The sequence below is a fragment of the Bradyrhizobium sp. CCBAU 53338 genome, assembly GCF_015291665.1.
Lineage (GTDB): Bacteria > Pseudomonadota > Alphaproteobacteria > Rhizobiales > Xanthobacteraceae > Bradyrhizobium.
Map to the genome: position 1 here is coordinate 4,696,619 of NZ_CP030048.1, position 12,293 is coordinate 4,708,911.

The window sequence follows — 12,293 nt, forward strand, 5'->3', positions numbered from 1 at the left end:
GCGCCGCGCGCGAAAAGTCGCGCCTGCCGAATAAAACCTCATTTGCCTCTCGCCTTGTCCACAAAGCGGGCAGTTGCGCTGCACTGCGGCATGGCCGCTTGCACGTTTGTGTACAAACGGTATCGTCGCAACGTACATTTCTGCGACCGCAGGACTTGGAAACGAGTAAGGCTTGGAAACGGGTAAGGCTTGGGAACGAGGATGACGCAAACACCGATCCGCCTCACCGTGAACGGCAGGATCCACGACGTCACGGCAGAACGCCAGACGCCGTTGCTTTATGTGCTGCGCAACGATCTCGGACTCAATGGCCCGAAATACGGTTGCGGCCTGGGTGAATGCGGCACCTGTACTGTCCTGATTGATGGCATGGCTGCGCGATCCTGCGTGATTCCGATCGGCGGCTGCGCCGGGCGCGACATCGTGACGCTCGAAGGCCTCGGCACGCGCGACAAGCCTGATGTGGTGCAGCAGGCCTTCATCGACGAGCAGGCCGCGCAATGCGGCTACTGCCTCAACGGCATGATCATGACCACCAAGGCGCTGCTCGCGGTCAACCCGCAACCGTCAGAGCAGGAGGCGCTCGCGGCGCTGCGCTACAATCTCTGCCGATGCGGCACGCATGTCGAGATCCTGCGCGCCGTGATGCGTGCTTCGGGCCAGCTTGCCGAGGCCGGTGATTGATGGCCTCCCCTGTTTCGAACGGATCCGAGCGGGGGTCGCTCGTCGTCTCCCGTAGCGTGGACGAAGTCACGTCCGAAACATTCGTGCGGATCACCGCGGATGGCTCCGTCACCGCCTATAACGGCCATGTCGATCTCGGCACCGGAATTCGCACCGCACTTGGCCAGATCGTCGCCGAAGAGCTGGACGTCTCCTTTGCGCGTGTCGTCGTCGTGCTCGGCGACACTGCGGTGGTGCCGAACCAGGGCGCGACGATTGCCAGCGAAACGATCCAGATCACTGCCGTGCCCCTGCGCAAGGCCGCAGCCCAGGCGCGTCACTTCCTGATCGCGCGCGCGGCCGAGCGGCTGGAGCTGCCGGCAGAGGAACTGAAGATAGAGGACGGCCTTGTCCGAGGTCACAATCGCAGCGTCAGCTATGGCGAGTTGATCGGCAGCGAGACCATCCGCCTCGAGCTTGCCGACGACGTCGCCGTCAAGGCCGTCGGTGACTACGCCATCGTCGGCCAGTCGATGCCGCGGGTCGATCTCCCGGCCAAGGCCACGGGCGAGTTGACCTTCGTGCACGATATCCGCCTGCCCGGCATGCTGCACGGCCGCGTGGTGCGCCCGCCCTATTCCGGCGTCGATGCAGGTCCCTTCGTCGGCACCAGCCTGATCGCGGTGGATGAAGCTTCCGTACGCGACATTCCCGGTCTCATGGCCGTCGTGCGCATCGGCGATTTCGTCGGCGTGGTGGCCGAGCGCGAGGAGAATGCGATTCGCGCCGCGGAGCAGCTCGCGGTGAGCTGGAAGCCGACGCCCGCGCTGACCGACCTTGCCGATGTCGAGACCGCACTGCGCGCCAATCCGTCGACGCCGCGCACGCTGATCGACAAGGGCGATGTCGATGCGGCGATCGCGGGCTCAGCGAGGCCGATGCAACGCACTTATGTCTGGCCGTACCAGATGCACGCCTCGATCGGCCCGTCCTGCGCGGTCGCGGATTTCCGGGACGGCAACATTCGCGTCTGGTCCGGCACGCAGAATCCGCACGTGCTGCGCGCCGACCTTGCGCTGCTGGTGGAGCGTCCCGAGAGCGAGGTCGAGGTCATCAGGCTCGAGGCCGCCGGCTGCTACGGCCGCAATTGCGCCGACGACGTCACAGGGGATGCGCTGCTGCTGTCGCGCGCGGTCGGCCGGCCGGTACGCGTCCAGTTGACGCGGGAGCAGGAGCACGCCTGGGAGCCGAAGGGCACCGCGCAGCTCATCGACGTCAATGGCGGCCTGGACGCGGACGGCGGCATCGCCGGCTACGATCTCGCCACGCGCTATCCCTCGAACGCCGCGCCGACGCTGGCGCTGCTGCTCACGGGGCGCATCTCGCCCGAGCCCTCGGTGCTCCAGATGGGCGATCGCACCGCGATCCCGCCTTACGACTACGATCACATGCGCGTCGTCGCCCACGACATGGCACCGATCGTGCGCGCGTCCTGGTTTCGCGGCGTCTCGGCGCTGCCGAACACCTTTGCGCATGAATCCTACATCGACGAGGCGGCATTCGAGGCCGGCGTCGATCCCATCGAATATCGGCTGCGCTACCTGAAAGACCAGCGGGCCGTCGACCTCGTCAATGCCGTGGCCGAACGCGCAGGCTGGACTCCGCGGCCGGTCCGCGAGGAGAAGGACGGCGACATCGTGCATGGGCGCGGCTTTGCCTATGCGATCTATGTCCACAGCAAGTTTCCCGGCTATGGCGCAGCTTGGTCGGCGTGGGTCGCAGACGTCGCCGTGAACAAGACGACGGGCGATGTCAGCGTCACCCGCGTCGTCGCGGGCCAGGACTCCGGCCTGATGATCAATCCGGACGGTGTCCGCCACCAGATCCACGGCAACGTCATCCAGTCCACCAGCCGCGCGCTGATGGAGGAAGTGTCGTTCGAGCGCGGCGCGGTCGCCGCGCGCGAATGGGGCGCCTATCCGATCATCCCCTTCCCCGACGTGCCCAAGATCGACGTGCTGATGCTGCCGCGCCAGGACCAGCCACCGCTCGGCGTCGGCGAATCCGCATCGGTGCCGAGCGCAGCCGCGATCGCCAATGCGATCTTCGATGCCACCGGCGTGCGCTTTCGCGAGCCGCCGTTCACGCCGGAACGGATCCTGAGGGGATTGCACGGCGAGACATCGCCCGTGCCGCAGGCCCTGCCCGCGCCCGCTGCGCCGAAGCCCTCTCGCTTCTGGGAAAATCCCTTCGCGAAGCGTGCCGGCATCTTCGCGACGATTGCCGCCGTGTGCACTGCTGCGATTGGCGTCGGCGCAGCACTTCTGCCGGGCCGAGCGATCGCGCCGATCGCGCGGCCCGATGCGTCGGTCTATTCCGCTGCGACCATCGGGCGCGGCGAGCAGCTCGCGGCGCTCGGCAATTGCGCGGAGTGCCACACCAGTTTGAGCGGCGTGCTCAACGCCGGCGGCCGCGCGCTGGAGACGCCGTTTGGCACGATCTACTCCACCAATATCACACCTGACATCGAGACCGGCATCGGCGCCTGGTCCTATCCCGCCTTCGAGCGCGCCATGCGCGACGGGCTGCATCGCGACGGCCGGCAGCTCTATCCCGCCTTCCCCTACACGCACTTCTCGAAGACCAGCGATGCCGACATGCAGGCGCTGTACGCCTATCTGATGGCACAGCCCGCGGTGCGCGCGACGGCGCCTGCGAATGCGCTGGCCTTCCCCTTCAATCTTCGCCCGCTGCTCGCCGGGTGGAATGCGCTGTTCCACCAGGCCAGGGAGTTCAAGCCCGATCCCGCCAAATCCGAGGCGTGGAATCGCGGCGCCTATCTGGTCGAGAGCCTCGGCCATTGCAGCGCCTGCCATTCGCCGCGCAATGCCCTCGGCGCCGAGCAGCGGCAGGCCTATCTCGCCGGCGGCTTTGCGGAAGGTTGGGAAGCGCCGCCGCTGACCTCGCTCTCTCACGCGCCGATCCCGTGGAGCGAAGACGAGCTGTTCGCCTATTTGCGCACCGGCCATTCGCGCTATCACGGCGTTGCCGCCGGCCCGATGGCGCCTGTTGTCCGTGATCTAAAAGCTCTGCCCGATCATGACATCCGCGCGATGGCGGTCTATCTCGGCTCGTTCAACGACGGCGCCGCCGACGCGCCCGCGCTCGCGACGAAGCTCGAGAGCGCAACGCAAGTCACCGTCGCCTCGTCCACCGGTGCGCGGCTCTATCAGGGCGCCTGCGCCGTCTGCCACGAGGTCGGCGGCCTGCCGCTGTTCGGCAGCCGTCCCTCGCTCGCGCTCAACAGCAATCTGCACAGCGCGACCTCGGACAATCTCGTGCAGGTGATCCTGCACGGCATCACCGAGCCCGCATCGAGCGATCTCGGCTACATGCCCGCGTTCGGCAACAGCATGAGCGATGCGCAGGTCGAGGAGCTCGTCAGCTTCCTGCGCAGCCAGTTCGCGCCGGACAAGCCGGCATGGACCAACCTGCGCGAGACGATCGCGCGCGTTCGCGGATCAACGCACTAGAGAGCACGCCATCAAGCGTGCTTCTTCATCTCCACCGGCGGCGTGCCGTGGGTGTGGAAGGATTCGATCGTCTTCAAGCCCCACGCCTGGCCCTTCTTGCGCTCTTCTTCCGTCCACACGATCGGCTTCCAGTCCGGCGCCAGGATGAGGCGGGCGCCGGCATTGGCGACTTCGACGCGGTTGCCGCCGGGCTCGTAGACATAGAGGAAGAAGGTCTGCTGGATCGCGTGCTTGTGCGGCCCGGTCTCGATGTGCACCCCGTTCTCCAGGAAGATGTCTGCGGCGCGCAGAATCTCCTCGCGGCTGTCGAGCGCGTAGGTGACGTGGTGGAAGCGGCCGGGCGTGCCGGAATGATCGAGCGAATAGGCGAAATCGTAGCTCTTGTTCGACATGGTCAGCCACATCGCCGCTTCCCGCCCGTCATTGAGCACGATCTGCTCGGTGAGGCGGCAGCCGAGGTAGTTTTCGAAGAACTCGCGGTTGGCCTTGATGTCGACGGCGAGGCAGTTGAGATGGTCGAGGCGGCGGACATTGACGCCGCGCGCCGGAAAGCGCTGCGCCTGGTTCTTCAGCGCCGGCTTCAGCTCCGGCGGCGCCTGATACCATTCGGTCTCGTAATAGAGCTCGACGATGTGCCCATCGGGGTCGCGGCAGCGGAACGTCGGCCCCTGCCCCATGTCGCCGTCGATCCAGCCGATGTCGAAGCCCGAGCCCTTCAGCGCGGCGACGCGGCGCTCCAGCGCCTGCTGGCTGCGCGCGCGCAGCGCCATGTGCTCCATGCCTGAGGTCTTCGACGCCGTGAGCTTGAGCGAATAGCGCTCGTAATCGTCCCAGCCGCGCAGGTAAACCGACTCGCCCTTCCGTCCGCTGACCGTCATGCCCATGACGTCGACGAAGAATTTCAGGCTCTCGTCGGGCTTCGGCGTCAGCAGTTCCATGTGGCCGAGATGGGCGAGATCGAGGATCGGTTCGGGCTGCATGGTGTCCTCCAAAGCGTTTCTTGCGATCCGTCTCACGGAATCGCGCAATCGGGCGCGGAGCGCAATGTTCATGGATGCGCCCGGGCGGCATCCGGGGCCGCGGGCTCATTTGTACTAATGTACAAATGATTAGGTCCCGTCAACAAATGAACGCCAACCGGCCGACGGCGGAGCCGGCCTTCCCAAACGCGACCATTCGTCCACAAAAGGTTGGCGGAGTGCCCGGATGGTAAAATCTTCCTTAATGCGATTTGGGCTCGAAGGCCTCGAAAAGCAGCATTTCCGGGCCGAATCTGCCCAAGAGTATGCATTCCGAACAAATCTCCTGGCCGAATTGTCGCAGATTTAACAAAGCCGCCGCGGCTCCCGTTTAACCGTTTGTCCAGCGACGGCGCCGCATAGTCCGAGAAACATTTTGTCTTCTCGGGTTCATCCATCGTGACATCCTTTGGACGTGTGATTTCGGTGCGCGGATCGCTCGCCCGGGTCGGGCTTCTGGCGCAAGGCCAGATGTCGATCTCGGAAGTTCGGGCCACCGTCGGCCGTTTCGTCAGCATCCGCAGCGGAAGCTCGGTCATCGTCGCCATGATCACCGAGGTGTCCTGCGAGAATTTGTCGAGCAGTGACAACTACATCGCGATCGCCTCGGTCGACCTGCTCGGCGAAATCCTCAATGCCGCCGACAAGGCCAAATTCCAGCGCGGCGTCACCAATTACCCGACCATCGGCGACGCCGTGGACCTGATCACCAGCCAGGAGCTGCGCACCATCTACGCGCCGACCGGGTCGGACCAGATCAACGTCGGCTTCCTCCAGCAGGACCGCTCGGTCATCGCCTATGTCGATGTCGAGGAAATGCTGTCGAAGCACTTTGCGGTGCTGGGGTCGACCGGCGTCGGCAAGTCCACCGGCGTCTCGCTGCTGCTCAACGAGATCCTGAAGGCGCGTCCGAACCTGCGCATCTTCCTGCTCGACGTGCACAACGAATATGGCCGCTGCTTCGGCGACCGCGCGCTGGTGCTCAACCCGCGAAACCTGAAGCTGCCGTTCTGGCTGTTCAATTTCGAGGAAATCGTCGACGTGCTGTTCGGCGGCCGTGCCGGCGTGCCCGAAGAACTCGACATCCTCGCGGAAGTGATCCCGCTCGCCAAGGGCGTCTATACCCAGTACCAGAACGCCGACCGCATCGGTCTCAAACGCATCGACCCCAAGCAGGTCGGCTACACCGTCGACACGCCGGTGCCGTACCGCCTGGTCGACCTGATGTCGCTGATCGACGAGCGCATGGGCAAGCTGGAAAACCGCTCCTCGCGCATCATCTATCACAAGCTGATCTCGCGCATCGAAGCCGTGCGCAACGACCCGCGCTACGCCTTCATGTTCGACAACGCCAATGTCGGCGGCGACACCATGGCCGAGGTGATCAGCCATCTGTTCCGCCTGCCCGCCAACGGCAAGCCGATGACGGTGATGCAACTCGCCGGCTTTCCGGCCGAGGTCATCGATTCCGTCGTCTCGGTTCTATGCCGCATGGCCTTCGATTTCGGCCTGTGGAGCGACGGCGTCTCGCCGCTGCTGTTCGTCTGCGAGGAGGCGCACCGCTACGCCTCCGCCGACCGCAACATCGGATTCGGCCCGACTCGCAAGGCGGTCTCGCGCATCGCCAAGGAAGGCCGCAAATACGGCGTCTATCTCGGCCTGATCACGCAGCGACCGGCCGAGCTCGACGCCACCATCATCTCCCAGTGCAACACGCTGTTCACGATGCGTCTTGCCAACGACCGCGACCAGGCGCTGCTGCGCGCCGCGGTGTCCGATGCGGCCGCGAACCTGTTGTCCTTCGTGCCGTCGCTCGGCACCCGCGAGGTGCTGGCGTTCGGCGAAGGCGTCGCGCTGCCGACGCGGCTGCGCTTCAAGGAAGTGCCGCCGCATCAATTGCCGCGCGGCGAAGCCACCATCTCCAGCGTACCCTCGGTTACCGCCGGTCACGACATGCATTTCGTCAGCGCCGTGCTGGAGCGCTGGCGCGGTGCCACCTCGCAGCGCGACGTGCCGAACGATCCGGTGTTCTCCGCGCCTCCCGCCAAGACGCTCGCGCCCGCCGAGGCGCCGATGCTGCAACCCTCGTTGGGCCTCGATCCGGATCGCTTCTCGCTGCTGAAGAAGCCGCTGCGGTAAAGCCAGGCTCGCGCCTCAGGTACGCCGCGGCCTCTTCGATCACTTCCGTCTCTGAAATACTGGATCGTCCGATTGAATCGGACGATGACACCGAGTTCGTGGCGCGTGCGCCCCGCCGGATATCGGCAGCACATTGAGGCTATCGCCCGCATGGACTATGTTTCCCGGCCCCAAGCCGGAATCCATGCCCATGACAAAGCTCGCGCAACGCTTCCCCGCACCCGCCATCGACAGCCTGCCCGACGACATCCGCACGCGCCTGCTCGCGGTGCAGGAGAAGAGCGGCTTCGTGCCCAACGTCTTTCTGACGCTGGCCTACCGGCCCGACGAGTTCCGCGCCTTCTTCGCCTATCACGACGCGCTGATGGAGAAGGACGGCGGCCTCACCAAGGCCGAGCGCGAGATGATCGTGGTGGCGACCTCGGCGGCCAACCAGTGCCAGTATTGCGTGATCGCCCATGGCGCGATCCTGCGCATCCGCGCCAAGAACCCGCTGATAGCCGACCAGATCGCGACCAACTATCGCAAGGCCGACATCACGCCGCGCGAGAGAGCGATGCTCGATTTCGCGATGAAGATCTCGGCCGACGCACAGCGCAGTTCGGAAGAGGATTTCGCGGCCCTTGCCCCGCACGGCTTCAGCGACGACGACATCTGGGACATCGCCGCGATCTCGGCCTTCTTCGGATTGTCGAACCGGCTGGCGAATTTCACCGCCATGCGGCCGAATGACGAATTCTACCTGATGGGGCGCCTGCCGAAAAAATGACGGAGCTCGACTGGTCCGATATCCTGCTGCGCCTCGGCGTCTAGCGGCCTGTGCTCAAATCTTCCACTCGCTTATTGATCTGAAGCGCCGATAATTGCCGCGACGGGTCTTCGCGGCTGTCGGCCAGCGGAACACGTTCGAACCCGAGAGACACGATGGATAGCAGTGCTCACGATCCCGGCGACGTCACGTTCGATTTCCGCGAACTGTCACCGCGCGACAAATACAAGCTGCTGATCGGCACCGTCGTGCCGCGACCGATCGCGCTGGTGACGACGGTCGATCCGCAAGGGCGGATCAACGCCGCGCCGTTCAGCTTCTTCAATTGCCTGTCGGCCGATCCGCCGATCCTCGCGCTCGGCGTCGAGAACCATCCGGACATGCGCTTCAAGGACACCGGTCTCAACATCCGCCTGACCGAGGTCTTCACCGTCAACATCGTCTCGCACGCCATAGCCGAGGCAATGCACGTCTGCGCCGTGCCATTCTCGCCCGAGCATGACGAATTGAAGGCCGCGGGCCTGACCGCAATGCCCGGCAAGACCGTGGCTTCGCCCTGGATCAAGGAAGCGCCGGCCGCCTTCGAATGCCGTCGCCATATCACGCTCGAGCTCGGCAAGTCGCGCCAGATCATCATGGGTGAGATCTTGTTCGCGCATTACCATTCAGACGTCGTCGACGCCGAGCGCCTGCGCATCGACCCTGCGAAGCTCGATGCCATCGCAAGGCTCGGCGGCAGCACCTGCTCGACCATTCGCGACCGTTTCGACATGGAGACGCCGACGCTCGACGACTATTGGAGCCAAAGGGAGTCGTAGACGGGCGTCGACTTCAGTCCCGGTCGGCGCTCACGACGTATGTCCGTCGAAGTCGCCCTCGACAGGGGTCTTCTTGGCGCGCTGGGGAGTCATTCTGGCGGGATCCGGCTGTCCGGGAACACCGCGCGGACCAAGCTGCGCCCGCTGAAGATCGTCCTCGGAGAACGACGGCTCGACCCCATTGGGTTCCGTCCGACGGGTGGCGTGGATGTCGTCTTTTCTGCTCATGCCGTGCTCCTGTCGCAGCTGGAGACGCCGGAGTTCCGCGTCGAGCGAGCTAGTTCCGCCGAGGCGATTTCGGAATCAGGCGTCGATCGTGCACTTCGTACGTGGCGTCATCGCCGTCCTCGCGAACGAGCTCACTCGCCCGCCGCGTCCAATCCTCGGCCTGTTGAAGCCAGTGTTGGCGCCGGGCCGGTTCATGCTCGGCCTGTTCCAGGCAAATCCGCGCCTTGTCCAGATATGTCTTGCGCTGCTCGTCCAATTTGGTGTCCCGCATCGCTTGCCGATGCGTGTCAAATCGGCACCCGGTGCGAGCGTTCCACCCCGGAGCAATTGTTGAAGTGTGGGAACGGCCTCTAAGCTTGCATTTCAAGGGAACAACTGCGTCTCTTCCGCGTCTCGGCGGAGCTAGCCATCCGCTTGTTCCTCCACCTCGAGCTTGATCGACACTTTCAGGCACGGCGCGTGCTCGTCCTCGCGAACATCGACGACGACATGATCGGCGCTGCCGGCCACGAATGCATCGCGCGCAATAGACGTCCCGGTCAGCACGGCCTCCTTGCGTGCAACGTCGACATTCGCGAAGTCCTGACCGTCTTCGTCGCGGAACAGGTGGCCGTCCTCGTGAACGTCGAAATGAAATCGCGGCATCGGGTGCCTCAAAGCGCTGGCGATTGATGGAGATAACGGCCGTCGAAATCAGCAAGTTCCAGAAATCTCCGCTCGTCGAGTACCGTGACGCGGCCGCGGTTGAGCTCGACGATTCCCTCCTCGCGCAGTTGCCTGATCACGCGATTTGCATGCACAGCGGTGATGCCCAGGGCCTCGCCGATCTGTTCCTGGGTCAGCGGCATCTCGAAGCTCGCCCCGTCGACGCGCCCGACGATCCGCAGGCGTTCGCGCAGCTCGATCATGACGTGGACAAGCCGCGCCGGCGCAGGACGCTGGCCGACATTGACGATCCATTCGCGGAACATGGCGGCGTCGATCAGCGTGTCCCGCCAGAACATCTCGGCGACGACAGGCCTGCGGCGATGCAGCTTTTGCAGCGTCTCGTGGCTGATGAAGCCGAGCGTCGCCGGCGTCAGAGTGGACAGATCATGGTCCATCACGTGGAGGAACAGGCTCATCAGGTCAGGGATTTCGCCGGGAATATGCAGCGAGAGAATCTGGCGCTTGCCGCTCGCGATCGTCTTGGAGCGCGCGCAGAAGCCGTCGGCAATCAGGACGCAGTCGGTCGCGCGCTCGCCGTCACGCACCACCGCCCTCTCGGCCGGATACTGGCGCACCGAAATGGGGAGGGATTCGATCTCCTTGATGTCCTCGTCCGCGATCGCGGACGATATGCGCAGGCGCCTGATGAGAGCCGCGCGGATCGCGTCGCTGGTCACTTCGCTTAACTCCGGTCGTGAACAAGGAGCCGAGGTTGGGCTGCGATGGCGTCATGCGCCATCGCGGGGAAAAACCCGCAATCGGCTTCACTGGTTCCAACAAAAGTTAAGGACGCGGTTTTCCCGCACATGATCTGCTCGACTCTCGAAAGGGCAAATCATGACCAAGAAACGCAACCGTACGCGACCGGCCTTGTCCCTCCAGGAGCGCCTCAACAAGTTCACGGAGGCAGCCAGAGCCGCAGCCAGGAAGCTCCCGGCCGGCGCCGAACGTCACGCCTTGCTGCAGAAGGTGCGTGACGGTGAAACCGCGGCCGACATGGAGCGATTGCTGTCCTCGCCCGACCAGCCAAATCCGAAATGATCGCGCGCGATAGCGCTATGGCGCTAGTGATTGACCATCAGCGGAAGCGCGGGCGCGAAGCGCTCGGCAAATGTCAGAGTCCTCGCCTGGTGGACTGCAGCGAACGAGGCCGAAATTCCTGCTGAAGCGACCGCCACCAAGGCAATTGCAAAAACCAGACGGCGCATGTGAGCCTCCTGTGTGAGCTCGACTACAACGATTAAGTGGGTCGCTGTGTTTCAGGACGGTTTCGTCGGCGCGGAAAATGATTGCGTTCAAGCGGCTGTGATCGGATTCAGCTTACCGGGCCGCAGGTCATAACCAACTCATGAGTATCGCCGTCGTCTTGCGGCCAACGCGAGCGGGGAATTTCACTCCCGCGATCACGATCATGAATCGCAAGACGGCCGCGAGGAGCAGCAATTTGCTCGAGTGCGGAGTCTTCGAGGAATGTTCAGATGAAAATCGTGATCCAGAGGCTCAATGGTCTATGGCACCTCATCGTCGGGTCGTGTCGGATCCGTACGCCGTTCCTGGAAACCCAGGATCGCGCACTGGTCGTCACTTACGCCCGCCGTGCTTATCCCGGCGCCAAGATCTTCCAGCGCGACTGATGCGAGCGTCAGCGCCTCAATCGTCCGATGCCGGCCCGCACCAGCCGGGCAGATAGACCGCGTCCCTGCTCCTGGCCGCGGCCAGGGCTTTCTCGAGCGCCTTGTCGAAATTGGCATCCACCGCCTTGCGCGTCAGTTTTCGGCGCAGGAAGTCGGCCCACAGGAATTCGGAGAACGGCGTCGTATCCTTGGCAAAGCCCCCCATGCGGCGCAGCTCGCCGGCGAGGCTGCGGAAAGGATCGTCCTTGAGATCGGCGACCGATTTCGGCAGATCGCGAAACGGGCGGCGCTCGCCCTTGGAGTCGTAAGGATAGACCCAGCGCTTGTTGTCCATCACGCCCCAGAACGCTTCGCGCTCGACCATGCGGAGATCGCCGACCACCGTGACCAGCACCTGCTTGATGCCCTCGTCGTGCAGCGCGCGGCCGAGATGGTGATGGTCGATGACGTAGTAGCGCCCGTCGGGTCCGGCGACGACGGGGATCATGTGGGTGCCGAGCAGGTCGGACTGCTTCTTCTTGTCGTGCTCGCGCCAGCGCTTGCGCTTCTCCTTGACCTCGCGCATGCCGACCGTCATCTGCGTCGGCCGCAGCGACAGGATCGACACCGGGTGCACTCTCGGCTCGCGCGCATTGGTTGTCATGATCGAACGGCCTCTCGTCTGGTGGCGCCTGTGGTCCGGGTTCCCGATTATGCCATGGGCCTTGCCGCGGCAATATGGGCTCGGGGCTGGGCAGCGCGGTTGTCCCGGCTGTTGTTGCAGTGCAATCCGTGCGCCCCTG

Annotated in this window: 14 protein-coding genes; 7 read left to right on the top strand and 7 right to left on the bottom strand. The window is 64.4% G+C overall.

The annotated features are described in order from the left end of the window. Positions 1–201 precede the first annotated feature (201 nt). Together XH90_RS22220 and XH90_RS22225 are read left to right on the top strand one after the other, a co-directional pair. Positions 202–684 carry a (2Fe-2S)-binding protein gene (locus tag XH90_RS22220; protein WP_194476468.1) on the top strand — a complete coding sequence of 161 codons (483 nt, stop codon included), beginning with the start codon at positions 202–204 and terminating at the stop codon, positions 682–684. Beyond that, a complete protein-coding gene (locus tag XH90_RS22225; protein WP_194476469.1) occupies positions 684–4,196 on the top strand; it encodes a molybdopterin cofactor-binding domain-containing protein in 3,513 nt (1,170 codons plus the stop codon). Before XH90_RS22220 ends, XH90_RS22225 begins: the two co-directional genes overlap by 1 nt. A gap of 11 nt (positions 4,197–4,207) precedes the next feature. On the opposite strand, the gene XH90_RS22230 is transcribed toward XH90_RS22225, so the two are convergent. Then, positions 4,208–5,176 carry a catechol 2,3-dioxygenase gene (locus XH90_RS22230; RefSeq protein ID WP_194476470.1) on the bottom strand — a complete coding sequence of 323 codons (969 nt, stop codon included), beginning with the start codon at positions 5,174–5,176 and terminating at the stop codon, positions 4,208–4,210. Positions 5,177–5,614: 438 nt separating this feature from the next. On the opposite strand from XH90_RS22230, the gene XH90_RS22235 reads away from it, so the two are divergent. The 3 genes from XH90_RS22235 to XH90_RS22245 all read left to right on the top strand — a co-directional run bounded on the left by XH90_RS22235 (position 5,615) and on the right by XH90_RS22245 (position 8,941). Beyond that, positions 5,615–7,354: an ATP-binding protein gene (locus tag XH90_RS22235; RefSeq protein WP_194476471.1), complete on the top strand. Its 1,740-nt coding sequence runs from the start codon at positions 5,615–5,617 to the stop codon at positions 7,352–7,354. Between the two features lie 190 nt (positions 7,355–7,544). Next, positions 7,545–8,123: a peroxidase-related enzyme gene (locus tag XH90_RS22240; RefSeq protein WP_194476472.1), complete on the top strand. Its 579-nt coding sequence runs from the start codon at positions 7,545–7,547 to the stop codon at positions 8,121–8,123. Between the two features lie 155 nt (positions 8,124–8,278). After that, positions 8,279–8,941, top strand: coding sequence for a flavin reductase family protein (locus XH90_RS22245; protein WP_194476473.1), 663 nt, complete (start codon positions 8,279–8,281; stop codon positions 8,939–8,941). 30 nt (positions 8,942–8,971) lie between these two features. Here the strand turns inward: XH90_RS22245 and XH90_RS22250 are convergent, their stop codons facing one another. From XH90_RS22250 to XH90_RS22265, 4 genes are all read right to left on the bottom strand, one after another. Further along, the gene (locus tag XH90_RS22250; protein WP_194476474.1) at positions 8,972–9,169 is read right to left on the bottom strand and encodes a hypothetical protein; all 198 of its coding nucleotides are present in this window, start codon (positions 9,167–9,169) and stop codon (positions 8,972–8,974) included. A 49-nt stretch (positions 9,170–9,218) separates the two neighbouring features. Further along, positions 9,219–9,425, bottom strand: coding sequence for a hypothetical protein (locus XH90_RS22255; protein WP_194476475.1), 207 nt, complete (start codon positions 9,423–9,425; stop codon positions 9,219–9,221). A gap of 146 nt (positions 9,426–9,571) precedes the next feature. Further along, positions 9,572–9,814, bottom strand: coding sequence for a hypothetical protein (locus XH90_RS22260; protein WP_194476476.1), 243 nt, complete (start codon positions 9,812–9,814; stop codon positions 9,572–9,574). 8 nt (positions 9,815–9,822) lie between these two features. Beyond that, positions 9,823–10,554: a Crp/Fnr family transcriptional regulator gene (locus XH90_RS22265; protein ID WP_194476477.1), complete on the bottom strand. Its 732-nt coding sequence runs from the start codon at positions 10,552–10,554 to the stop codon at positions 9,823–9,825. Positions 10,555–10,714: 160 nt separating this feature from the next. Between XH90_RS22265 and XH90_RS22270 the strand changes: the two genes are divergently transcribed. Beyond that, positions 10,715–10,918 carry a hypothetical protein gene (locus tag XH90_RS22270; RefSeq protein WP_194476478.1) on the top strand — a complete coding sequence of 68 codons (204 nt, stop codon included), beginning with the start codon at positions 10,715–10,717 and terminating at the stop codon, positions 10,916–10,918. 23 nt (positions 10,919–10,941) lie between these two features. Here the strand turns inward: XH90_RS22270 and XH90_RS22275 are convergent, their stop codons facing one another. Further along, entirely contained in the window at positions 10,942–11,085 is a 144-nt protein-coding gene (locus XH90_RS22275) for a hypothetical protein (protein WP_194476479.1), read from the bottom strand. Between the two features lie 270 nt (positions 11,086–11,355). Between XH90_RS22275 and XH90_RS22280 the strand changes: the two genes are divergently transcribed. Then, the gene (locus tag XH90_RS22280; protein ID WP_194476480.1) at positions 11,356–11,511 is read left to right on the top strand and encodes a hypothetical protein; all 156 of its coding nucleotides are present in this window, start codon (positions 11,356–11,358) and stop codon (positions 11,509–11,511) included. A gap of 16 nt (positions 11,512–11,527) precedes the next feature. On the opposite strand, the gene XH90_RS22285 is transcribed toward XH90_RS22280, so the two are convergent. Beyond that, on the bottom strand, positions 11,528–12,154 hold the full coding sequence (locus XH90_RS22285) for a ParB-like protein (RefSeq protein ID WP_194476481.1): 627 nt from the start codon (positions 12,152–12,154) through the stop codon (positions 11,528–11,530). Positions 12,155–12,293: the final 139 nt, after the last annotated feature.

Bases quoted from the DNA above. Each gene is read 5' to 3' on its own strand.
- XH90_RS22220 (WP_194476468.1), top strand. From the start codon at position 202: ATGACGCAAACACCGATCCGCCTCACCGTGAACGGCAGGATCCACGAC.
- XH90_RS22225 (WP_194476469.1), top strand. From the start codon at position 684: ATGGCCTCCCCTGTTTCGAACGGATCCGAGCGGGGGTCGCTCGTCGTC.
- XH90_RS22230 (WP_194476470.1), bottom strand. From the start codon at position 5,176: ATGCAGCCCGAACCGATCCTCGATCTCGCCCATCTCGGCCACATGGAA.
- XH90_RS22240 (WP_194476472.1), top strand. From the start codon at position 7,545: ATGACAAAGCTCGCGCAACGCTTCCCCGCACCCGCCATCGACAGCCTG.
- XH90_RS22245 (WP_194476473.1), top strand. From the start codon at position 8,279: ATGGATAGCAGTGCTCACGATCCCGGCGACGTCACGTTCGATTTCCGC.
- XH90_RS22250 (WP_194476474.1), bottom strand. From the start codon at position 9,169: ATGAGCAGAAAAGACGACATCCACGCCACCCGTCGGACGGAACCCAAT.
- XH90_RS22260 (WP_194476476.1), bottom strand. From the start codon at position 9,814: ATGCCGCGATTTCATTTCGACGTTCACGAGGACGGCCACCTGTTCCGC.
- XH90_RS22270 (WP_194476478.1), top strand. From the start codon at position 10,715: ATGACCAAGAAACGCAACCGTACGCGACCGGCCTTGTCCCTCCAGGAG.
- XH90_RS22275 (WP_194476479.1), bottom strand. From the start codon at position 11,085: ATGCGCCGTCTGGTTTTTGCAATTGCCTTGGTGGCGGTCGCTTCAGCA.
- XH90_RS22280 (WP_194476480.1), top strand. From the start codon at position 11,356: ATGAAAATCGTGATCCAGAGGCTCAATGGTCTATGGCACCTCATCGTC.
- XH90_RS22285 (WP_194476481.1), bottom strand. From the start codon at position 12,154: ATGACAACCAATGCGCGCGAGCCGAGAGTGCACCCGGTGTCGATCCTG.